21 protein-coding genes are annotated in these 20,757 nt (G+C 63.9%); 13 read left to right on the top strand and 8 right to left on the bottom strand.

Going from position 1 to position 20,757, the window contains the following annotated elements; genetic code table 11:
- Window positions 1-166: 166 nt before the first annotated feature.
- The 7 genes from YH64_RS20540 (at window position 167) to YH64_RS20510 (ending at window position 7,430) form a co-directional block, all read left to right on the top strand.
- Window positions 167-1,258, top strand: a complete 1,092-nt coding sequence (locus YH64_RS20540; protein ID WP_046806370.1) for a Gfo/Idh/MocA family protein — start codon at window positions 167-169, stop codon at window positions 1,256-1,258.
- Window positions 1,259-1,288: 30 nt separating this feature from the next.
- The gene (locus YH64_RS20535; protein WP_046806371.1) at window positions 1,289-2,203 is read left to right on the top strand and encodes a sugar phosphate isomerase/epimerase; all 915 of its coding nucleotides are present in this window, start codon (window positions 1,289-1,291) and stop codon (window positions 2,201-2,203) included.
- A gap of 137 nt (window positions 2,204-2,340) precedes the next feature.
- On the top strand, window positions 2,341-3,519 hold the full coding sequence (locus YH64_RS20530) for an aldose 1-epimerase family protein (protein ID WP_046806372.1): 1,179 nt from the start codon (window positions 2,341-2,343) through the stop codon (window positions 3,517-3,519).
- Entirely contained in the window at window positions 3,516-4,277 is a 762-nt protein-coding gene (locus tag YH64_RS20525) for an SDR family NAD(P)-dependent oxidoreductase (protein ID WP_046806373.1), read from the top strand. Before YH64_RS20530 ends, YH64_RS20525 begins: the two co-directional genes overlap by 4 nt.
- A 30-nt stretch (window positions 4,278-4,307) precedes the next feature.
- Window positions 4,308-5,504, top strand: coding sequence for a CaiB/BaiF CoA-transferase family protein (locus YH64_RS20520; protein WP_046806374.1), 1,197 nt, complete (start codon window positions 4,308-4,310; stop codon window positions 5,502-5,504).
- Window positions 5,501-6,649 (top strand): membrane protein, encoded by a 1,149-nt coding sequence (locus YH64_RS20515; RefSeq protein ID WP_046806375.1) that lies wholly within the window; start codon window positions 5,501-5,503, stop codon window positions 6,647-6,649. Before YH64_RS20520 ends, YH64_RS20515 begins: the two co-directional genes overlap by 4 nt.
- Before the next feature lie 10 nt (window positions 6,650-6,659).
- Window positions 6,660-7,430, top strand: coding sequence for an enoyl-CoA hydratase/isomerase family protein (locus tag YH64_RS20510; RefSeq protein ID WP_046806376.1), 771 nt, complete (start codon window positions 6,660-6,662; stop codon window positions 7,428-7,430).
- Between the two features lie 9 nt (window positions 7,431-7,439).
- Here YH64_RS20510 and YH64_RS20505 read toward each other — a convergent pair whose 3' ends face one another.
- Window positions 7,440-7,787 (bottom strand): hypothetical protein, encoded by a 348-nt coding sequence (locus tag YH64_RS20505; protein ID WP_255444607.1) that lies wholly within the window; start codon window positions 7,785-7,787, stop codon window positions 7,440-7,442.
- Window positions 7,788-7,838: 51 nt separating this feature from the next.
- On the opposite strand from YH64_RS20505, the gene YH64_RS20500 reads away from it, so the two are divergent.
- The 3 genes from YH64_RS20500 to YH64_RS20490 all read left to right on the top strand — a co-directional run bounded on the left by YH64_RS20500 (window position 7,839) and on the right by YH64_RS20490 (window position 10,350).
- On the top strand, window positions 7,839-8,696 hold the full coding sequence (locus YH64_RS20500; protein WP_143215464.1) for a YihY/virulence factor BrkB family protein: 858 nt from the start codon (window positions 7,839-7,841) through the stop codon (window positions 8,694-8,696).
- A 306-nt stretch (window positions 8,697-9,002) separates the two neighbouring features.
- Window positions 9,003-9,776 carry an alpha/beta hydrolase gene (locus YH64_RS20495; RefSeq protein WP_255444606.1) on the top strand — a complete coding sequence of 258 codons (774 nt, stop codon included), beginning with the start codon at window positions 9,003-9,005 and terminating at the stop codon, window positions 9,774-9,776.
- 49 nt (window positions 9,777-9,825) lie between these two features.
- Complete coding sequence (locus YH64_RS20490) at window positions 9,826-10,350, top strand: hypothetical protein (protein WP_046806380.1); 525 nt, start codon at window positions 9,826-9,828, stop codon at window positions 10,348-10,350.
- Here the strand turns inward: YH64_RS20490 and YH64_RS20485 are convergent.
- Together YH64_RS20485 and ribA are read right to left on the bottom strand one after the other, a co-directional pair.
- A complete protein-coding gene (locus YH64_RS20485; RefSeq protein WP_046806381.1) occupies window positions 10,297-10,863 on the bottom strand; it encodes a dihydrofolate reductase family protein in 567 nt (188 codons plus the stop codon). The genes YH64_RS20490 and YH64_RS20485 overlap by 54 nt on opposite strands.
- A gap of 85 nt (window positions 10,864-10,948) precedes the next feature.
- Window positions 10,949-11,533, bottom strand: a complete 585-nt coding sequence (ribA, locus tag YH64_RS30595) for a GTP cyclohydrolase II (RefSeq protein ID WP_046806382.1) — start codon at window positions 11,531-11,533, stop codon at window positions 10,949-10,951.
- Window positions 11,534-11,838: 305 nt separating this feature from the next.
- Between ribA and YH64_RS20475 the strand changes: the two genes are divergently transcribed.
- Entirely contained in the window at window positions 11,839-13,044 is a 1,206-nt protein-coding gene (locus YH64_RS20475) for an MFS transporter (protein WP_046806383.1), read from the top strand.
- Here YH64_RS20475 and YH64_RS20470 read toward each other — a convergent pair.
- The 4 genes from YH64_RS20470 to YH64_RS20455 form a co-directional block, all read right to left on the bottom strand.
- Window positions 13,036-13,815, bottom strand: a complete 780-nt coding sequence (locus YH64_RS20470; protein ID WP_046806384.1) for a 1,6-dihydroxycyclohexa-2,4-diene-1-carboxylate dehydrogenase — start codon at window positions 13,813-13,815, stop codon at window positions 13,036-13,038. The two genes, YH64_RS20475 and YH64_RS20470, sit on opposite strands and share 9 nt — an antisense overlap.
- A gap of 15 nt (window positions 13,816-13,830) precedes the next feature.
- Window positions 13,831-15,129 (bottom strand): MFS transporter, encoded by a 1,299-nt coding sequence (locus tag YH64_RS20465; RefSeq protein WP_046806385.1) that lies wholly within the window; start codon window positions 15,127-15,129, stop codon window positions 13,831-13,833.
- 159 nt (window positions 15,130-15,288) lie between these two features.
- Window positions 15,289-16,224 (bottom strand): catechol 1,2-dioxygenase, encoded by a 936-nt coding sequence (gene catA / locus YH64_RS20460; protein ID WP_046806386.1) that lies wholly within the window; start codon window positions 16,222-16,224, stop codon window positions 15,289-15,291.
- Window positions 16,225-16,307: 83 nt separating this feature from the next.
- On the bottom strand, window positions 16,308-17,453 hold the full coding sequence (locus YH64_RS20455) for a muconate/chloromuconate family cycloisomerase (RefSeq protein WP_046806387.1): 1,146 nt from the start codon (window positions 17,451-17,453) through the stop codon (window positions 16,308-16,310).
- Window positions 17,454-17,796: 343 nt separating this feature from the next.
- Here YH64_RS20455 and YH64_RS20450 point away from each other — a divergent pair, with 343 nt between their 5' ends.
- Window positions 17,797-19,053 carry a hypothetical protein gene (locus YH64_RS20450; protein ID WP_046806388.1) on the top strand — a complete coding sequence of 419 codons (1,257 nt, stop codon included), beginning with the start codon at window positions 17,797-17,799 and terminating at the stop codon, window positions 19,051-19,053.
- A 24-nt stretch (window positions 19,054-19,077) separates the two neighbouring features.
- On the opposite strand, the gene YH64_RS20445 is transcribed toward YH64_RS20450, so the two are convergent.
- Window positions 19,078-20,100, bottom strand: coding sequence for a MerR family transcriptional regulator (locus YH64_RS20445; protein ID WP_046806389.1), 1,023 nt, complete (start codon window positions 20,098-20,100; stop codon window positions 19,078-19,080).
- A 204-nt stretch (window positions 20,101-20,304) separates the two neighbouring features.
- On the opposite strand from YH64_RS20445, the gene YH64_RS20440 reads away from it, so the two are divergent.
- Window positions 20,305-20,757, top strand: a 453-nt coding sequence (locus YH64_RS20440; RefSeq protein WP_143215462.1) for a VOC family protein, incomplete at its 3' end; no start/stop codon positions are given.

Raw genomic sequence — 20,757 nt, 5'->3', positions numbered from 1 at the left:
ATTTGCAATCATTCTGGATCAAAAAGGTAACGTTGCTGCCCTATGGGCGCCAGCCACCTTTACCCCTGATTGTTTTGATGTGATTATCGCGGCTCAATAACATCAAACACCGCACGGCAGGATGCCAGGCAGTCGACAGTGCATACCAAGCCGGCAGGAGGAGCACATGTCGCACCCTACCCTGGTGCCCGACCCGCCCATTCGGGAACGGCGCTTTCGCATCGGCTGCATCGGCGCCGGCATGATCATGGCCGAATGCCATCTGGCGGCCTATCAGCAGGCCGGCTTCACGGTGGCGGCAATTGCGTCACGTACTCGCAGCAAAGCGGCCAAGGTCGCCGAACGCTACGGCATCCCGCTAGTGCATGAGAACCCCCTGGCCCTGATCGCCGATCCGCGGATCGAAATCGTGGACATCGCGTATCCGCCCGATATGCAGCCCGAGCTGATCCGCGCCGCCTTGCGCGCCCCGCACGTGCGCGGCGTGCTGGCGCAGAAGCCGCTTGCCCTCTCGCTGGATGAAGCCCGCGCCTTGCGCGACGAGGCGCGGGCCGCCGGCAAGATCCTGTCGGTCAACCAGAACATGCGCTACGACCAATCGATGCGCACGCTCAAGCAGCTGCTGGACCAGGGCGTGCTGGGCACGCCGGTGTTCGCGCAGATCGACATGCACGCGATCCCGCACTGGCAGGACTTTTTGCGCGGCTATGACCGGCTGACGCTCTCGAACATGAGCGTGCATCACCTTGATGCCTTGCGTTATCTGTTTGGCGAGCCCACCGAGATCACCAGCATCACCCGCCCCGATCCGCGCACCCAGTTCGCGCATCAGGATGGGCTGGTAAGCACCACGCTGCGCTTTGGCAACGGCCTGCTGGCGCTGTCGCTTGAAGATGTGTGGTCGGGCCCGCGCGCCGAGGGATACCCGGACGACCAACACATTCGCTGGCGCGTGGAAGGCACCGAGGGCGTCGCGCGCGGCACCATCGGCTGGCCCACCGGCGAGCCGTCGACCCTGAGCTACGCCTCGCGCGCGGCCCAGGGCCATACCGACGGGCGCTGGGTAACCCCCACGTGGGACACGATGTGGTTTCCGCATGCCTTCATTGGCGTGATGGAGCAGTTGCAGTACGCGCTGGCCAGCGGCACCGAGCCTGCGTTGAGCGTGACCGACAACGTACGCACCATGGCGCTGGTCGAGGCCGCGTATACGTCCATCGCCGAAGGCCGCACAGTACGGCTGCCGGCTGTTGAATAACCAGACAAAAAACAGACGGAGACAAGCATCATGATCCAGACCGGAATCTTCTCGGGCTACTTTCCCTATGAGCTGGAGCGCACCGCCAAGGTGATCCGCTCGCACGGCTTCAACACCGTGCAGCTGGACCTGCATTTCAAGGACATGGAACTCGGCCCGGGGCAGTTGACCGCGCAGAAATGCACGCAGATCCGCGACACCTTCCGCCACTACAACCTGCCGGTGTCCTGCATCTCGGCCTATACCAATATCGTTCATCCGGATCCCGCCGAGCGCCAACGCCGCAACGGCTATCTCAAAGAGATCCTCACGCACGCGCGCCAGCTCGGTTCGCCTTACGTGATCTCGGAAACCGGCACGTTTGCCACCGACAGCGACTGGGTGCATCACCCCAAGAACAAGACCGAGGAAGGCTGGGACCAGTGCCGCACGGTGATCGCCGAGCTATCCCAACATGCCTATGACCATGGCGCGGTGTTCCTGCTTGAAACCTACGTGAACAACGTGGTGGGATCCGTCGAGGAAACGCTGCGCATGTTCGCCGAGGTGGATCACCCCGGCCTGGGCCTCTTGATGGACCCGACGAACTACTTCGAAGCGCACAACATCGACCAGATGGACCGCACGCTGAATCAGGTGTTCGACGCGCTTTCCGACAAGATCTGCATCGCGCATGCCAAGGACGTGAAGCGTTCGGGCGATGACAAGTCGGAAAAGCACAGCGACATTGGTGACGAGGGCGCGGCCGAGAGCCACACCTTCCGTGGCGTGGGCGAGATCGAGCTGCCGGCGCCGGGCCTGGGCGCGCTCAACTACGACCTTTACCTGCAACGCCTGGCCAAGAAGCACCCCAACATTCCCATCATCATCGAACACCTGACCGAAGACGACGTGCCGCGCGCCAAGACCTTCCTGGACGAGCGGCTGCGCGCGAACGGCCTGTAGGCCGCCTGCCGCAACACAGGCGCGCCGCGAGGCACCTTTCCATAAGGCCCCCGGCGCGCCCGCGAACACGACTGCGAACACGATTCTGAACACCGACACCGGCAAGCGCGCACCCGCGCCTTTGCCAGGGAGAACTCATGCCTGACATTTACGGAACCTGGATGACGCGCCGCGACGTGGAGGCGCGCACCGGGCAGCTTGCGCAGTTTGCCGGCGTACGCCTGATGACGCTGGACGACGGTCTGGAGCGCGGTATCCGCATGCTGGAGTTCCGCAGCGGTACGGGCCTGCGTTTCACGGTGCTGGTGGATCGCGCGATGGACATCGCCGATTGCGACTACCGCGGCTTTGCCATGGGATGGCAGTCGCCGTCGGGCTATCGCCATCCCGGCCTGCATGACTACGAAGGCGAAGGCGGACTGGGCTGGATGCGCTCGTTCTCGGGCCTCATGATCACCTGCGGGCTGGACCACATTCTGTTCATGTACGACGCGCCGGCCGACAACTACGTGTACGGCCCGCGCAAGACCGCCAAGCAGTCCATCCACGGCCGCGTGGGCACCATTCCGGCGCGCCTGACCGGCTACGGCGAACGCTGGGACGGCGATCGCTGCGTGCTGTGGGCAGAGGGAATCGTCAGCCAGGGCACCGTGTTCGGCGAGCACCTGGAGCTGCACCGCCGCATCGAGATCGAGGTAGGCACCAACGACATCAAACTGTCGGATCGCGTGGTGAATCGCGGCTTCTACCGCACGCCGCACATGCTCTGCTATCACATCAACCTGGGCTATCCGGTGCTGGACGCCGACTCGCGCTATCTGGCGCCGATCCGCGATGTGGTGTGGGCCGCGCACGAGCAAACCTACCGCAAGCAGGGCGTGGGCTACCGCCGCATGCCGGCGCCGCAGTTGGGCTTTCATGAGCAGGTGTGGCAGCACGAGATGGCGGCCGCCGACGACGGCAGCGTCCCGGTGGCCCTGGTCAACGACAAGCTGGGCCTAGGCATGCAGGTCAACACCTTCAAGCATCAATTCCCTTGCCAGTATCAATGGCAGAACCTGCAATCGGGCCAGTATGCGATGGGCATCGAGCCCTCGACGAACCATGTGCTGGGCCAGGGCGCGGCGCGTGAGCGCAACGAGCTCATCTGGCTTGAGCATGGGGAAGAGCGCCGCTACGACACCACGTTCAGCGTGCTGGGCTCGCCCGCCGATATCGCGGCATGCGAAGCCCGCATCCGCGCGATCGCGGTGCAGCCCGAAGCGGATTATCCGCCGTTGTCGGGGCGCTTTGCGCCCATCGCGGGGCGCACATGAGCGCGCGCTTCTCATTGCAAGGCCGCCGCGTTTTGGTCACGGGCGCGGCGGGCGGCTTCGGTGTGGACACCACGATTGCGCTGCTGGACGCCGGCGCCCGCGTGATCGCACTCGACAACCACGCCGGGCATATCGATCGCCTGCGCAGCACCGTGCCCGCGCGGTTTTCCGACCAGCTTCACATCGTGCAGGCCGATCTGGCCGACGCCCGCGCGCTGCAATCGCAGCTTGAGCAGCTGACCGCCCAGGGCCCGATTGATGTGGTCATCAACAACGCGGCCATCTACCCCTCGCGCCCATTCGAGGAATACAGCGACGCAGAGCTGGCGCGCGTGCACCGCGTGAACGTGGAGGCGGCGATTCAGATCGTCCGCGCGGCGCTGCCCGGCATGCGCGAACAGCAATGGGGCCGCGTGATCAACATCTCGTCGATCACGCTGTCCGGCGGCTGGGAAAACCTGCTGCCCTACGTGCAATCCAAGGGCGCGATGGTGGGAGCCACGCGCGCCTTCGCCCGCGAGTTCGGCAAGTGGGGCATCACGGTCAACGCCATTTCGCCGGGCGCGTTTCCCACCGACGCCGAGAAGATTCATCCCGATCCCGAGGGCTACAACCGCATGGTGCTGGAACGCCAGTCGGTAAAGCGCCGTGGGCACGCGGGCGACATCGCCGCGGCCATCGTTTTCCTTGCCTCGGACGAGGCGGGTTTCATTTCCGGACAGACGCTGGCGGTTGACGGCGGCTGGGTCATGCATTGAAGCGCATCGGCGCACGCAGAGGGTAGAAGCATGAGTATTCTTTCTGGCTACAAGGTTCTGGACTGCTCCATCGCCATGGCGGGGCCGTTCGCGGCGCAGCGCCTGGGCGACCTGGGCGCCGACGTGATCAAGATCGAGCCGCCCACCGGCGAATGGCAGCGGCACGCGCCGGCCGGCGGCATCACGGGCAACAAGATCAACGTGTCCTTTCTTTCGCTGAACCGCAACAAGCGCTCGCTGGCGATCGATCTGAAGAGTGCCGGCGGCAAGGAGATCATCCAGAAACTCGCGGCGCAGGCCGATGTGTTTATCCAGAACTACCGTCCGGGTGTCGCCGGCCGTCTGGGTGTGGACTACGAGACGCTGTCGGCGCTGAACCCGCGCCTGATCTATGTATCGATGTCGGGCTTCGGCGAAGACGGCCCCTATGCCACGCGCCCCGGTCAGGACCTGCTGTTGCAGGCGATGTCGGGCGCCATGCTGTCGTCGGGCCGTGCGGGCGAAGCGCCACGCGCGGCAGGCCAGTATGTGGTCGACGCCGTCACCGCGTACTGCGCCTTCGAAGGCGTGCTAGCCGCGCTGCTGCACCGCGAGCGTACCGGCGAAGGCCAGAAGGTCGAAGTCAACATGCTGGATGCGATCACCACGATCCAGATGCAGGAGCTCTCGGTCTACACCGTGGGGCACAAGCCGCAGGTGCGCAGTGCCGAGCCGCATGCCCACGTGTACATCCGCGCGCCCTATGGCACCTTCGCGACCAGCGACGGCTATCTGGCGCTGGCCATGCCCGACATGAACGTGCTGGCGCGCGTGACCGAAGAGCCGCGCCTGGGGCAGTACACCGACGAGCGCGACGGCTGGGAAAAGCGCGACGAGATCTATGCGCTGGTGCGCGACACGCTTGCCAAGGCCTCGACGGCCGACTGGTTCGCCAAGCTTGATGCCGCCGGCATCTGGTGCAGCCCCGTCTATGGATACGCCGATCTGGTCGACGATCCGCAGATCGCGCACAACGGCACCTTCGTCGAATATGAGCATCCGACTGAAGGCAAGATCAAGACACCGGGCTTTCCGATCCGCTTTTCCAAGACGCCAAGCCAGGTGGTGCGCGGGGCACCGCTGACCGGCCAGCACACCGACGAAGTCCTGCGCGATTTCGGCTTCAGCGCCGACGAGATCGCCGCGCATGCCGCCTCGGGCGCGGTGCTGCGTGGAGCCTCTGAATGAGCGAGCGCGCCCTGCCCTACCGCGGCCTGACCTGGGACCACCCGCGCGGCTTTAATGCGCTGCACGTTGCCACCGCCCACACGCCGCTTGTGCACTGGGACAAGCAGTCGCTTGAAGGCTTCGAATCGGCGCCCATCGCCGAACTCTGCGCCCGCTATGACCTCGTGGTGCTGGATCATCCCCATCTGGGCGAGGCCCTGGCGCACGATTGCCTGCAAGCGCTAGACACCGTGTTCGCGCCCGACGAGCTGGCGCGGATTGCGCGGGACAGCATCGGGCTGTCGTACGACAGCTATCGCATGGACGATCGCCAATGGGCGCTACCGCTGGACGCCGCCACGCAGGTCATGGCCACGCGCGCCGATCGGCTCGACGGCCCCGTGCCGCGCACCTGGCGCGAGGTGCTGACGCTGTCGCAACGCAGCGGCGCGGTCGCGCTCAGTTGGGGCGGTCCGCACCCGTTGTTGTCGCTACTTTCAATTGCGGCCGCCATCGCGCCCGATACCGACCTGCGCCCGCACGGCGCGTGGCACGACGAGGCGACGCTTGCCGAGGCTTGCGACGTGCTCAGCGAATTGGCGCGGCTCACGCCCGCGCACGCCCTGGCGTACAACCCGATTGCGCTGCTTGGCCACATGAGCTCGCGCGATGACATCGCGCTCTGTCCGCTGGTCTATGGCTATGTGAACTACGCCACCTTGGCGGTCGCGAAACCGCTGACGTTCCGCGACGCGCCCGAGGCTGACGCGGGCAGGCCCGGCTCGATCCTCGGCGGCACCGGCATTGCGATATCACGGCGCTGCATCGTGGGGCCGGAATTGCGCGCGCATCTGTTGTGGTTGCTCGCGGCCGATACCCAAAGCCGCTTCATCCCGCAGCACGAAGGGCAGCCCAGCCATCGCGGCAGTTGGGCGGATGCGAACGTCAATGCGGCCAGCGGCAACTTCTATGTCAACACGGCCCGCACGCTTGAGGCTGCCTCGATCCGCCCCCGGCACGATGGCTACATCGCCTTCCAGGCCGAGGCCTCGCAATTCCTGCGTGACGGCGTCGCCGCCCGCGCACCTTCCCACTTATTGGCGCGCGGCCTGACTCAGCGTTTCCAGGCCAGCCTGGCCCGCGCCCCCAAGCACACCGCAACCTAAGGATGTCGACGTGAGCGCACTCGTTAACCTCAGTATCGATGGCCATGTCGCCATCATCGAACTCAATCGCCCCGAGAAGCTGAACGCGATGACGCCCGAGATGGCCGACCTGCTGATCGCGGCGGTGCAGCAATGCAACACCGACTCGCAGGTGCGCGCGGTGATCCTGACCGGCGCGGGCCCCAAGGCCTTCTGCGCCGGCTCGGACATTACCGAGCTTGACCGCTACGCCACCCCGTGGGATTTTCGCAATCGGCTCGACTACTGCGACTGCGTGCGCATGTTGAAAAAGCCCACGGTGGCGGCGATCAATGGCTATACCTTCGGCGGCGGCCTGGAGATGGCGTTGGCCTGCGATATCCGCATCGCCTCCGACAACGCGCGCCTGGGCGCGCCCGAGATCAAGCTGGGCTGGATCGGCGGCGGCGGCATGACGGCCCAGCTTGTCCATGCGGTAGGCCCGAGCAACGCGGCGCTGATGGTGCTGACAGGCGACCCCATCCGCGCCGAACAGGCGCTGGCCTGGGGCCTGGTAAGCGAGGTGGTGCCGCAAGAGCAGTTGCGCGAGCGCGCGCAAGCGCTTGCCGCCACCATTGCCTCGCGCGCGCCGATCGCGGCCGAGACGGCACGCGTCAATCTGCGTGCCGCCCTGTCGATGCCGCTTGAGAAGGCCGTGGAATACGAGCGCGATCTGCAAGCGATCTGCTTTGCCACCGCCGACGCCAAGGAAGGCCGGCGGGCATTCGAAGAAAAGCGCGCGCCGACGTTCGAGCGGCGCTGACCAGGGCGTTCAGGCGGTCAGGAAGCGCAAGACTTCGGCCCAGTCGTTCGTCGACAGGGCCACGTCCTCGAAGTCGCCCTCATCCTCGTCGTAGCGGGAAACACAGAAGCGCTGGCTCCTGCCGGACGGACGGTCGGCATAGTTGGCGTAGTCGATAAACACCTTCAGGCCGCGCTCCGTGTTCTCAAATGATGGCGCTGCATCGATATAGCTGGACGCGTCGAAATACCCTTCGGGAAGGGCCGGCAGGGTGGTGATGTCGTAGTCGGGAAATTCGCGACGGAGTCGTTCAAGGTTCATGAGGAAAGCACGTAGAAGGTGGAAGCCTGACATTTTACGTTGCTCGGCGCCGGCCATGGGCTCGGCACGCCACTTGCTACACCTTCCGCATGCGCCGGGAGTGTGGAAATGGCTATCAAAGGGTTCTATGCGTTAGTTAAGCAAACGGTGACGAACTGGCTGGACGACTATGCGCCCAGCATGGGTGCCGCCATCGCGTTCTACACGGTTTTCTCGCTGGCGCCTCTTCTTATCATCGTGATCGGAATAATCGCCGGCTTCTTTTGGGGCCACGAAGCCGCGCAGGGGCAGTTGTTGGAGCAGGTCAGCGCCTTGGTCGGCGCAGAGGGCGGGAAGGCGGTGGAAAGTGTCGTATTGGGCGCGCAAGAACCCGCGCAGGGCATTGCGGCCACGGTCATCAGCGTCGTGGTGCTGGTGGTCGGGGCGACGACAGTATTTTCGGAACTACAAAGCGCGCTGGATCGCATCTGGAAGGTCAACGCGAAGAAGCAGTCGGGCATCTGGGCCGTCATCCGCGCGCGTCTGCTTTCGTTTGGCCTGATTTTGACCTTGGCATTTCTATTGCTCGTCTCACTTGTCGTCAGCACCGTGCTGGCGGCACTGGGCAGTTGGCTGGGCAGCGGCATCCCCGGCTGGGGAGTGCTTCTGCAAGTGCTCAACGAGGCAATTACGTTGGGCATACTCACCCTGCTCTTTGGGATGATCTACCGGTTTATGCCCCAGGTCTCGGTCGCGTGGCGAGACGTCTGGGCAGGGGCGTTCGTCACCGCCGTGATGTTCGAAATCGGAAAGTTCCTGATCGGGCTGTACATGGCCAAGGCATCCGTCGCCTCGTCGTATGCGGCGGCGGGGTCGCTGGTAATCGTGCTGATCTGGGTTTATTACGCGGCCCAGGTATTTCTGCTGGGCGCGGAATTCACCCGCGTTTATGCCCAAGCGCATGGATCGCGCAGAGAACGCAGCTAAAGATCCAAAAACCCGCCGTAGGGTCGGGTCGCCACGCGCAAGAAGGTCGAATCAGCTAGGATATGCGGCCCTACTGCTGCGCAAACCTGCCACTCATCATGGGCCGTGTCATACCCGGGTGCCGAGGGCTGGGCGTATACACCAAGAATCCACATGCATCGACGTTTTCCAAATGCCCTGTTGGTCGCCCTTATTATCAGCTTTGGCACTGTTAGCGCTCCGACGTACGCTCAGGCCCCCTCCTCGCCCAGGATGCAAACTGGAAACGGGCACCCCTACGAGATCCCCGATAGCGAGGTATGGGACGTGCCCGATCCCATTTCCAAACGCGGCTACCAGGTCTTCGTCGCATTGCCGCCGTCCTATGCCACGCAACCGCAGCGGCGCTACCCCGTGCTGTATGCGACCGACGCCGACTACGCGTTCCCGATCATCCGCCAGCTGGCGCGCCGCCTGAATGTTGAAGGCCCCCAGGTCGAGGAGTTCATTCTGATCGGCCTGTCCTATGGCAAAGGCGAGAACGGGGGTGTCAGCCGCCAGCGCGACTACACGCCCACACCAAACGGCCCGAGCACGGCATCGCCCAACGCCATCCACGGTCAGGCACAGGCTTATCAACAGTATCTGCGCGATCAGGTAAAGCCCTTTGTCAACGCTCAGTACCGGGCGGACCCTGCCAAAGCAATATTTCTGGGCCACTCCTACGGCGCACTGCTTGGGACGCAAATCCTTTTCACCGAACCTGGCCTGTTCAGCAGTTATATCCTTGGCAGTCCATCGCTTTGGTACGACAAGCGACATGCGTTGAAGCTGGAAGCGAGCTATGCCAAGAAAAATCAGGATCTGAATGCGAAGGTCTATCTTTATGTCGGCGAGTATGAGGCCTTGCGCAAGGGTGATCGACGCTATAACCAGACCGTGGACATGGTTGCCGACAACCGGGCGTTGGAAGCGGCGCTGCAAAGCAGGAAGTACCCGAGCTTGACATTGAAATCAGCGGTCTTGAACGACGAGGATCATCTCACCGTCGCACCACGAGGCTTCATGCAGGCGATGAAATATCTACTGCCGGCGCGCTGAACCATCACATAGAGCCCAGCCCAACTCGCCCCCCGACCGGACCCTGAAAATGCCCCTGGATTTTGCACTGATTGAAGACGGATTCATGGACGTCTTGCGCCCTCACCCCGCGTTCGCCGGTTGGCGCAAAAAGCGTAAGCGTTGCCTGTGGCGCATGGTTGGCGAGGTGGAACAGGGGCTGGTGCTGAACCGCTACAAGGATTCCTTCGAGAATCGGCAGTTGGTCTCGATCGGCGTTTACGTTTCCGTGCCGCATGAAGGTGGCTGGCCGGTCTATGTACCCCCCGAAGTCTGGGACAAGGGCCGCCTCTATCGCCGCGCCTACCTGGTGCCCGGAAAGGGCCTGGTCCCGGAAGACACGCTTGCCAGCGGCGCGCCGGTGGCGCTGTGCGAACCCGAAGATTTACGCGCATGGCTGGCAACGCTGCCGCAGGATATCGAGCAGTACATGGCGCCTTGGTTCGCCCGGTACCAAACGCTGGAAGCCGCCGGCTACGAATATCAGATCCCGAAGTGGCGGCTACAGCAAGCCGGGCACGCGCCGGTAGTGCATGGCGACGGCGCCGCCTCGTAGCGGCTTGGCGGAAATCAGCTCAAGCCGTCGCGAGCCGGGCAGCCCGCCCTCGAACAGGGTGGGACCGTGCCCGGCGATTACCGGGTGCACCAGGAATTGGTATTCGTCGATCAGGTTCAGCCGGTCCAACTCGGTGGCAAGCCGGCCGCTGCCCAGCAGTACGCCGTCCGGCGTGGCGTTCTTCAGCTTCTGTACGCTGGCGCGCAGCTCGTCCGCCAGGTGGTGGCTGTTGGTCCACGGGTAGTCTTTTCGCGTCGAGGACGCCACGTATTTCGGCTTGGCCTGTAGCTTGACGGCCCACTCGCGCATGGCCGGTGATGCGTCCACGTCGCCCCGGGCGACCGCCGGCCAGTAGGCTTCCATCATCTCGTAGGTGACGCGGCCCCACAGCATCGCCCCGCACTCGTCCATCAGCCGGGTGAAGAAGGCATGCGTTTCCTCGTTAACGATGCCTTCCCGGTGGTCTACGCAGCCGTCAAGAGTGACGTTGAAAGCGAAAGTCAGCATTCCCATGATGTCGGTTTCCCAAAATAGGCACCGTCACGCTCTGCTCCCCATTGCCTACGCCAGCCCTGGGGTCGATGCTTTGATTCTGACGTTAGGCGCCGACCGGAAAGTTCGGAAGAATCGTTGCCAGCACGTGATGCGTCTGCGTGGCCTTGGCGCGCAGGTAGCCGACGTTATGCGGGTTGGCGTGTACGCCCGTCAGCCGGCTTGCCACCTGGATGCCGTGCTGCTCCAGCTGCGACGACTTGTCGGGATTGTTGCTAAGCAGCTCGATACGCTGGAGTCCCAAGGCGCGCAGCATCTGCGCGGCCGCCGTGTAATCGCGGGCATCCGTGCCGTGGCCCAGCTCGCGGTCGGCGGCGTAGGTATCGCGCCCCTGCTCTTGCAGGCGATACGCATCAAGCTTGGAATACAGGCCGATGCCGCGCCCTTCCTGGCGCAGGTACAGCAGGTAACCGCCTTCGTTGTTCAGCAGGCGCAGCGCTTCGTGCAGTTGCGGGCCGCAATCACAGCGCAGGGAACCGAACACGTCGCCGGTCAGGCACTCGGAATGCAGGCGCACCAGGGGCGCCGCGCCCGGCTTGCCGAACTTCAGGGCGATGTGCTCTTTGCCGTCGGCAAGACCATGAAAGGTGTAAACCTGCGCCTCGACGTCCCGCCCGTCCAGCAGCCGCATCGGCAAGCACACCTCTGTCCGCACTGTGGCCCCATCCAGCAAGGCAGCGGTGGGGGTATTTGATGTGTCGCTCACTACGGGGAACTCGCGTGTTAAAGGGTTGCCGACGATTGTATACCCGACGTCATCCCCCGGAAGCTGGCGCGCAAAGCCGGGCGGCGGGGCGATCGGGGGCTTTTTATTCACGTTCAAGGCGGGATCGGCGTAGATTCTTAGCGTAACGCCGACGGGGATGTCGACCCCGGACCCGAACCCGGACCCGAACCCCGACACGAACCGACCCCAGGCCCAAAGCTGGAGCTTGCATGAACGTGTTGCTTCGCTACCCTCTCGCGTTGATCGTCGTGGCCGAACTATGCGGTACATCGTTGTGGTTCAGCCCGAATAGCGCGGCGGACAGCCTTTCGGCCGAATGGGCGCTTAGCACTGCCCAGTTCGGCCAACTGACGGGCGCAACGCAGATCGGTTTCATTCTGGGCACATTGGTCCTGGCCGCCAGCGGCGTGGCGGACCGCTACCCGGCCAGCAGACTGTTCGCCGGCGCCTGTTATCTGGGCGCCATATTGAACGCCTGCTTCGCCTGGTTCGCGTCGGATTTCACGGAAGGGCTGGCGCTACGCTTTGCCGTCGGTATCTGCCTGGCGGGAATCTACCCCCTGGGCATGAAAATGGTGATCGGCTGGACCCAGACCGCCGCCGGATCCACATTGGGTTTACTGGTGGGCATGCTGACGCTGGGCACCGCCCTGCCCCACGCCGTGCGGGCCGGCGGCGGCGCCCTGTCCTGGCACGAGGTGGTGCTGGCTTCCAGTCTGCTGGCCATTGCCGGCGGCGCGTTGGTTCAGGCCTTGGGGGACGGGCCGTATCTGCCCCGCGCGCAAGCGTCGCGGGTGGGATGGGGCATGGCGCTCACCGCTTTCAAGGGCAGGCAGTTTCGTGCGTCGGCGCTGGGCTACTTCGGGCACATGTGGGAGCTGTACGCGTTTTGGACCTTGGTTCCCTTTTTCGTGCACGACTTGATAAGCACGACGGAAGTCGCCGCCGATACAAGCCCTGCACTGGCGCCGGCCTTGTCGTTTTCCATTATCGGCATCGGCGCATTGGGCAGCATCATCGGCGGCCGATTAAGCCAACGCGTGGGCAGCCCGATCGTGGCGGCGGCATCGTTGGGCGTATCCGGCTTGATGTGTCTTGCCTATCCGTTTGCCAGGCCCTTCGGCATGGGGCTTTGTATTCCGATACTGCTGTTGTGGGGCCTGACGGTCGTGTCTGACTCGCCGCAGTTCTCCGCGATATCCGCGCGCGCCTGCCCGCCGGAACTGGTGGGCGGGGCGCTGGCAATACAGAACAGCATCGGGTTTTTGATTACCGTATTTTCAATCACCTTGGTGACGCATGGTTTTCCGATGCTGGGCGCAAGCGTGGCCTGGTATCTGCTGCCTGGCCCGCTATTGGGTCTGGCGTGCTTCATACCGGTCATGCTGCGGCGCAAACCCGCTGCCCTACCCTAAATGCCCGCCCGCCACGTACATCACCTGCCCCGTGATGTACGACGCTTCCGGCGCCGCCATGAAGCAGATGGCGGCGGCGACCTCTTCCATGCTGCCCATGCGGTGCATCGGCGTGGTCGCCAGGCAATCCGTATACATCTCGCGCTGCCAGGCCTGGTCTTGTTCCGACGGCGGCTCGGTGTTGCGCGGGATGGCGCGCACGCCGTTGTCCAGCGCGCCGGGCGACACGCAATTGACGCGGACGCCGCTTTCGGCAAGCTCCAGCGCCATGCAAATGGTGGCGGCGTGCACGCCGCCCTTGGACGCCGAGTACGGCACGCGGTAGATGCCGCGCGTGGCGTTCGAGCCCACGTTGACGATGGCGCCGCGACCTTGCTTGCGCATCACCGGAATGACTTCGCGGCACGACCATAGCGTCGGCCACAGCGAGCGGTTGACCTCGCGCTGCATCTCGTCCGGGGTGTATTCCCAGAAGGGTTTCATCCAGATGGTGCCGCCCACGTTGTGCACCGACACGTCGATGCGGCCGTGGGTGTCCAGCGTGTACTCCACCATCGCCTGCGCACCGGCATGGGTCTCCAGGTCGGCGCTGATGAAGGACGCGCGGCCGCCCGCCTCGCGGATCTCGCGGGCCACGGCCGCGCCCAGGTCGGCGGCACGGTCAACAAGGACCACGCTGGCGCCCTCGGCGGCGAGCCGCCGCGCCGTCGCGCGCCCCACCCCCTGGGCGGCGCCCGTCACCAATGCAATCTGATCTTCAAAACGGTTCATGGAACGCCTTTCTATTTAGTGGGCGCGCGACAGTTCGCCCGGCACGGGCCGCGACGTTTTCGTGTCGACAAGCAGCACGGCCAGCAAGGCGCCCGCCAGCGGAACGGCCAGCGCCAGGAAGAAGCCCGACGGGCCGAACCAGCCCAGGAAGCTGCCGCCGATGGCCGAGCCGATGATGGCGCCGGCACGCCCCACGCCGATGGACCAGCCCGTGGCGGTGGCGCGCAGCGCGGTGGGATAAGCGCCAATCACCAGGTAGTTCAGCGCCAGTTGCTGGCCGCCGATACCCAGGCCGGCTGCCCCCACCAGAATGAAGACCATCGTCCAGTCGGTGCCCGCGTAGCCCAGGCCCAACGACACCGCGATACCCAGCGCGAACATGGCGATGAGCAACGAACGCGTCGGCACGCGCGGCATCAGGTAAGACAGGGGGATCGCGCAGACGATGAACACCAGGTTCACGGTGAACGTGCCCATGGGCGCCTGGTCGGCGGGCAGCCCGGCGGCCTTGAGCACGGTGGGCAACCACGACAGCAGCATGAACCACGCCACCCAATTAAGCAGATAGATGGACCAGATTGCGATGGTCTTGCGCGCATAGCCATCGGCGAACAACGCCTTGACGCTGGCGCGGATCGTGGCGTCTTCCGGCACGGTAAAGCGCGTGCCGGCAGGCAGCGGCTGGCCCGAGATCCTGGCAAGGATGCGGGCCACATAGCTTTGGCCGGAGGCATCGCCGCGCATGGCCTTGAATTGCAGCGATTCGGGCAGCAGCACGAACAACGCAAGCAGCAACAACAACGGCGCAACGCCGCCCACGATGAAGATGCCTTGCCAGCCAATCACGGGCAGCATGCGCGCGGCCAGCAGGCCGCCCAGCATGGCGCCGGCGGGCAGGCCCAGCAGCACGCCGGTGATGACGGTGCCGCGCAAGCGCGCGGGGGCATACTCGGCAGCCAACGCCAACACGATAGGCGTGCAGCCGCCCATGCCCAGGCCGGCAATGAAGCGCAGCGCCAGGATCTGCCAGGTATCGGTGGCACCGGCCGTCATCAGCGTCGCCACACCAAACACGGCAACACCCATCAAGGCGGCGGGCCGTCGGCCGATGCGGTCGCCCACCAGGCCCAACAGCATGGCGCCCACGGTCATGCCCACGATGCCGGCAGTAAGAATGGGCGCCAGTTCGCCCGACTGAAGCTTGAAGGCCACCAGAATCGCGGGGCCGGTAAAGGCCATGGCCTGCGTATCGAAGCCGTCGAACAGGGCAATCAAAAAACACAGAATCAAAACGCGCCATTGGAAGGCGCTCATTCGATTCTTATCGATCAGGCTGGGTATGGATAGCGTTGCTGACATGAAAGTCCCCTCGTGATTTCGCTTGGTGCGTTATGCGTTATTGGTATGTGGTCAAGACTGCACTGCAATGCGGAAATAAAGGCCCCGCGCATCGCCGCGCGAGGCCGTGGGCGATTACGCCTGGGCGCTGGCGCGCAGGCGGTTCACGATCTGGTTGTCCTTGCCTTGCAACAGGCTGGTCAACGCAAAGTTGAATTCGATTTCCTTGTAGGTATCGGCCTTCAAACCCAGCTTGTCGCCGCCCGTTTTTTCAACCACCGGCGGAATCAGGCCTTCACGCGTGGCATAGGCAAAGTCGTCCCAGATGAGCGGGTCGCCTTCGATGTTGAATTGCGTGGTCAGCTTGCGGTGCTGGTCGGCGCTGACGAAGAAGTGCACGTGCGCGGGGCGGTTGCCGTGGCGGCCCAGCGAGTCCAGCAGTTGCTGGGTGGCGCCCTGCGGCGGACAGCCGTAGCCGACGGGCATCAGCGTGCGGAATTCGTATTCGCCATTGGGGCCGGTCTTGACGGCGCCGCGCAGGTTGAAATCGGTTTGCGCGCCGGTGGGGTCGAAGTGCGAGTAAAAGCCGTTGGAGTTTGCGTGCCAGCATTCGACGACCGCATTGGCCAGCGGCGCGCCATTGGTATCGGTAACCACGCCGCGAATCACCAGCGGGCCGGCGGCGTCGTCCGGGTCCAGATCTATGCGCGACACACCGTCGCGCAGCGGCGCACCGGCTACGTACAACGGGCCTTCAATGGTGCGCGGCGTGCCGCCGTCCAGGCCCGCCCGCTTGTCCTCTTCGTCCATGCGGATGTCCAGGTACTTTTCCAGGCCCAAGCCGGCCGCCAGCAACGCGGCTTCGCCGTCGCTGCCCAGCTTGTTCAGGTAGTTCACGCCCGCCCAGACCTCGTCCGGCGTGATGTCCAGGTCGTCAATGGCCTTGAAAAGATCGCTTAACAGGCGGTGCACGATCTGCTTGAAACGCGGCGTGCCCTCGCCGCCTTCCACGTTCGAGGCGGCGGTCAGCAGGTCCTGCACTTCCTTGCTGTTAAAAATGTTGAGGCTCATGATTTTGTCTCCGTTTGGGTATCGCTGGGGTATCGCTGGGGTATCGCTAGCGTTTCGCTGCACGCGGGGCACAACGCCCGCGATCAATGCCGTTTGGCCGTCACCTTGATCAGCCCGTCACGCGTAAAGCGTTTGATGCGGGCTTCGTCCAGTTCAATGCCCAGGCCGGGGCCCGTGGGCACGGTCAGTTCGAAGTCGCTGTAATCCAGCGGCTGCGTCAGAATCTCTTCGGTGATGAGCAAGGGGCCGAACAATTCCGTGCCCCATTGCAGTTGCGCAAAGGTGGCGAACAGATGCGCGGCGGCAATGGTGCTGACGGCGCCTTCCAGCATCGTGCCGCCGTACAGTTCTATACCCGCCGCATCGGCAATCGCGGCCACGCGCTGGGCGGCAAACAGGCCGCCGTTCTGTTCGATCTTGATAGCGAACACATCCGCGCCGTGCCCGCGCGCGATCTCGAAAGCGCTTTCGGGGCCTTGCAGCACTTCGTCGGCCATCAAGGCGACGGGAAAGCGGCGCATCAAACGTGCCAACGACACGGCGCTGGCAACGGGCTGCTCGACCAGTTCACAGCCCACTTGCGCAAGCGCCGGGATGGCCCAGGCGGCCTGCGTCTCGCTCCACGCCATGTTGACGTCCACCCGCACCGACGCCCGGTCGCCCAGCGCGCTTTTGATATTGGCCACGTGCTGGATGTCGACCTTCGGGTCCCGGCCGCCAATCTTCAACTTGAAAATCCGATGTCGCCGCGTATCCAGCATTTGCTCGGCTTCGGCGATGTCGCGGGCGGTATCGCCCGAGGCCAGCGTCCAGGCCACCGGCAGGCGGTCACGGCGGCGCCCGCCCAGCAGTTCGCTGACGGGCACACCCAGGCGCTTGCCTTGCGCATCCAGCAACGCCGTTTCCAGCGCGCTCTTGGCAAAGTGGTTCACCTTGACCAGCTTGCCCACGTGCGCCATCAGCGCCTGAATGCGGGTGGCGTCCTGGCCGATCATGGCGGGCGCGAAATAGGCGTCGATGGCCAGCTTCATGGCCTCGGGGCTTTCCGGCCCGTACGCCATGCCGGCAATGGTGGTGCCTTCACCGATACCCACGACGCCATCGCTGCACACCACGCGAACAAGCATCAGCGTCTGCCCGTGCATCGTGGCCACGGACAGCTTGTGAGGCCGAATGGTCGGGAGGTCGACAAGAGACGTTTCGATGCGTTCGATAGTTGCTACGGGCATGTTCGGCACAGGAATGGTTAAGGGTCGGGATGTGGATTTATAGGTCCAACGCACTTTTATCGTCCAATACTTTGAATGTCCAAATTGATACCCTGGCGGTATATATGTCGGAATTTCTTGGGTGAACCGGCTGCTTCACAGCTACGGAATTCTGGGATCCATACGGGTTTACCATCAGTGAAAAACAATGACTCCGACGCGAAACGCACGCGCGCCATACCCAGGCGTCTCATACCTTTCTGATATGCACGCCCACACCGCTGCCCTTTGAAAGGAAAAAACGGTGACGCCGATCCAGTTAATAATGCGGGTCCTCGAAACCAAGACAGAGAGACCCTGCGATATGAGTCAGAACACCCCCGGCCTTTGGCATCGACTGCGCCGCCCGTTCTTCGCGCTGCTTCTGGGCATGCTGCCTTTCTGGCTATTCATGGGTACGACCCAGCAGGCTTCGGTGAACGGCATGGTGGTGCAGGACACCCGTTTCAATATCCTGGGCCTGATCCTGGCTATTGCCGGTTTGGTGATGGCGGCAAAGATGCTCAAGAACGACGGCTCGTACGGCGAGCCCGCGCGCGGGTGGCCGCGCACGGTGCTGTGCGTGGCGGCGGGTCTGCTGTGCATTTTCCAGATCGGCCAAAGCGCCGGCCTGTACAACGTCAACGTCGGCCAGTCGATTGACAACCTGCAAAGCCGGCTGTTCGGCCCCAGCGAGCCGCGTCCGAAATCCCTGGCAAGCGAGCTGGACAAGGACGTGCGCGCACGCACCGAGCAACGCTCGGCCACGGTCAGCCAGGTGCTGCTGCGCGATGACATCGCCACGTCGCTGGCGCGTATCCACGCCAACGCCACGCTTTACAACCTGTATGCCGAAAAGTGCAACAACCCCGGCAAACGCTTCGTGCTGGACGAGATCCCCGCGCTGCTGACCGATAAAGACAAGGCCTACGTCGAAAAAGCGCAGCAACTGGCGGCGCGCAACGCGTCGGACCGCTTTGACTGCCAAGGCGAGCCGATGCGCGACTTCATGAGCAACTGGCTGGCCGGCGACGTTCTGCGCGACCGCGCCAACCTGGCCGTGCAAACCGCCGCCTATCGCGAACGCTTTGGCGACAAACCGGCAGGCGCGGGCGACGACACGCTGGTGACGACCGGCCTGGGCGTGTGGCTGGGCGATTCGATCAGCCAGGTGCAAACGGCCTTTGGCACCACGGCCATGCCGGTGCCCGCGGGCAAGTCCGGCAAAACCAAGCTGGACTTTCCGGATCGGGGCATGGAGCTGGTGTTCGACTTTGCCGGCAAGGTGGACACCATCACCGTGCGCGCGCCGTTCACGGGCAGCATCGTCGGCCTGAAAATCGGCGATAGCCGTCGCACGGTCAACCGCCTGCTGGGCGAAAGCTGGATCGATGTGCGCCTGCCTTACGACAACGCCGCCGCCGATTACGACATCCAGTTCCGCAAAAAGACGCCGGGGACCCAATCGCAATGGATCGACCGGCGCCAGGGCAACCCGCAAACGGTGCTGCTGCTGCAAGGCGCCAGCTATGCCAGCCAGATCGACGAGATCAAGCTGGTAACGCCGCGCCCGCCGGGCTAGCGCCGGTACGGCTGGGGGGTTGGCTTACTTGGCCAGCGCCCCCATCGCCTGCCGCATGAACGTCAGCGTCGCCCCGTCGGCCCAGGTGCCGGCGGTCAACTCGGGCTCGGTCATCAACGCCTGCCGGAACTTGGCGTGTGTGGCCGGATCCTTGCCCGCGTACGAACTGAACAGTTCCAGCCACTGCCGCGCCAGGGCCTGGCCGGTTTCCGAATCGGGCGCCACGCCCGCATCAATGGCGTTTCGGACCTCCGCGATCAGCGACGGCCATTCCGAAATCCGGTCGCCGTAATGTTCGCGCATGAACCGGGCTTCGTCCGGCGTCAGGTGTTTTTCGTAGATCAGCAGTTTGCTTTCCGAGAAGGCGCGCAGCACATAGTCGCGCATGGCTTTGGAAATGCCGACGTGCGTCTGCATGCCGGGTTCCTGCTCGTGCATGCGATTGAGCTTCACCAACAAGCGCGGATCGCCGTTGGTATCGCGCAGCAGCAGTTCCATCCAGCGCCGGGCAAGCTCGCGTGGCTTAGCGTCCTCGGGCGCCACGCCCTGCTCCATCTGCTGGCGCACTTGCTGAACCAACGCAAGCCAGTCCGGGTCGCCGTCCGGCCCATGCGTGTAGAGGGGCAGGCGCGCCAGTTCTTCGGGCGAAAAATATTTATCGTACATAGTCATCATTTCCAGAGTTTTTAGCCAATCGGCCAGCTCGGGCTCCGTGCCATCCGTCAACTGCCCGTGCAGTTGCGCCAAGCGTTCGCGCAAGCGCGCGGCCTGCTGCATCTGACGGTCCAGCATGGCAATCTGCCGAGAGATCACGTCCGCCAAGGGAACGCCGGGCTGGTCCAGGTAGGCGCCGATTTCCGCCAACGCCAATCCGAAGCGACGCAATGCCTGAATCTGATGCAGACGGGCAATTTCGTCGCGACCGTACAGGCGATAGCCGTTGTCGGCGCGCGCTGAAGGCGTCAGCAAACCAATCGCGTGATAGTGGTGAAGCGTGCGCACGGTCAGCCCGCTACGCTTTGCCAGTTCTCCTACGGTCAGCTGCATGTTCCCTCCTTCGAATGCGCAGGCCAAACTCTGGGCCATCACGTTACGTGAGGGTCAAGCAGCGCCGCAAGTCCTGTTGCGACACGGGTGCTGTATGTGCTGCCGGCCGCCTAAACGTGCCGGAAACGTCACACGCGGGCTGACCGCGCAACGCCGCCGGGCGATATCATGGCGGCCCAACGAATAGAGACACAAGGAGAGACGATGGAAGATAAATCGTACCGAGCGCGCTTGGTCCCGGAGCTGATGGTTCGGGACATGGGGCAAAGCCGGCGCTTCTGGATCGACCTGTGTGGATTCGAGGTCGTCTACCAGCGCGAGGAAGAGGGTTTTGTATTTCTGGATCGGGACGGCGCGCAGTTCATGCTGGACGAGATCCGGGGAGACGATGGATGGATCACCGCCCCGCTGCAAGCGCCTTTGGGGCGGGGTGTGAATTTTGAGATCAAGGTGAAGTCCGTCGGGCCGTTATACGAACGGCTGCTGGCGGCGGACTGGCCGATGTACCGGGCGATGCAGCAACGTTGGTATCGAAACGGGCAGATCGAGATCGGGGTCCAGCAATTTCTGGTGCAGGACCCCGACGGCTATCTGCTGCGTTTTTCCGAATGGATAGGCGACCGGCCCGTGGCGACCGTTGCGCTATCTGTTGCAGCG

It is taken from the genome of Achromobacter sp. LC458 (genome assembly GCF_001005835.2).
In the GTDB taxonomy this organism is placed as follows: domain Bacteria; phylum Pseudomonadota; class Gammaproteobacteria; order Burkholderiales; family Burkholderiaceae_B; genus Achromobacter; species Achromobacter spanius_B.
Note: the sequence above shows the minus strand (reverse complement) of the source record. Positions and strands in the feature narration are given on the sequence as shown.

Excerpts from the sequence above, each read along its gene's own strand:
- YH64_RS20475 (WP_046806383.1), top strand. The coding sequence starts at position 11,839 with ATGAACGTGTTGCTTCGCTACCCTCTCGCGTTGATCGTCGTGGCCGAA.
- YH64_RS20465 (WP_046806385.1), bottom strand. The coding sequence starts at position 15,129 with ATGAGCGCCTTCCAATGGCGCGTTTTGATTCTGTGTTTTTTGATTGCC.
- YH64_RS20470 (WP_046806384.1), bottom strand. The coding sequence starts at position 13,815 with ATGAACCGTTTTGAAGATCAGATTGCATTGGTGACGGGCGCCGCCCAG.
- YH64_RS20455 (WP_046806387.1), bottom strand. The coding sequence starts at position 17,453 with ATGCCCGTAGCAACTATCGAACGCATCGAAACGTCTCTTGTCGACCTC.
- YH64_RS20525 (WP_046806373.1), top strand. The coding sequence starts at position 3,516 with ATGAGCGCGCGCTTCTCATTGCAAGGCCGCCGCGTTTTGGTCACGGGC.
- YH64_RS20530 (WP_046806372.1), top strand. The coding sequence starts at position 2,341 with ATGCCTGACATTTACGGAACCTGGATGACGCGCCGCGACGTGGAGGCG.
- YH64_RS20445 (WP_046806389.1), bottom strand. The coding sequence starts at position 20,100 with ATGCAGCTGACCGTAGGAGAACTGGCAAAGCGTAGCGGGCTGACCGTG.
- YH64_RS20490 (WP_046806380.1), top strand. The coding sequence starts at position 9,826 with ATGCCCCTGGATTTTGCACTGATTGAAGACGGATTCATGGACGTCTTG.
- ribA (WP_046806382.1), bottom strand. The coding sequence starts at position 11,533 with ATGCGGCTGCTGGACGGGCGGGACGTCGAGGCGCAGGTTTACACCTTT.
- YH64_RS20485 (WP_046806381.1), bottom strand. The coding sequence starts at position 10,863 with ATGGGAATGCTGACTTTCGCTTTCAACGTCACTCTTGACGGCTGCGTA.
- YH64_RS20520 (WP_046806374.1), top strand. The coding sequence starts at position 4,308 with ATGAGTATTCTTTCTGGCTACAAGGTTCTGGACTGCTCCATCGCCATG.
- YH64_RS20450 (WP_046806388.1), top strand. The coding sequence starts at position 17,797 with ATGAGTCAGAACACCCCCGGCCTTTGGCATCGACTGCGCCGCCCGTTC.
- YH64_RS20540 (WP_046806370.1), top strand. The coding sequence starts at position 167 with ATGTCGCACCCTACCCTGGTGCCCGACCCGCCCATTCGGGAACGGCGC.
- catA (WP_046806386.1), bottom strand. The coding sequence starts at position 16,224 with ATGAGCCTCAACATTTTTAACAGCAAGGAAGTGCAGGACCTGCTGACC.
- YH64_RS20515 (WP_046806375.1), top strand. The coding sequence starts at position 5,501 with ATGAGCGAGCGCGCCCTGCCCTACCGCGGCCTGACCTGGGACCACCCG.
- YH64_RS20535 (WP_046806371.1), top strand. The coding sequence starts at position 1,289 with ATGATCCAGACCGGAATCTTCTCGGGCTACTTTCCCTATGAGCTGGAG.
- YH64_RS20505 (WP_255444607.1), bottom strand. The coding sequence starts at position 7,787 with ATGGCCGGCGCCGAGCAACGTAAAATGTCAGGCTTCCACCTTCTACGT.
- YH64_RS20500 (WP_143215464.1), top strand. The coding sequence starts at position 7,839 with ATGGCTATCAAAGGGTTCTATGCGTTAGTTAAGCAAACGGTGACGAAC.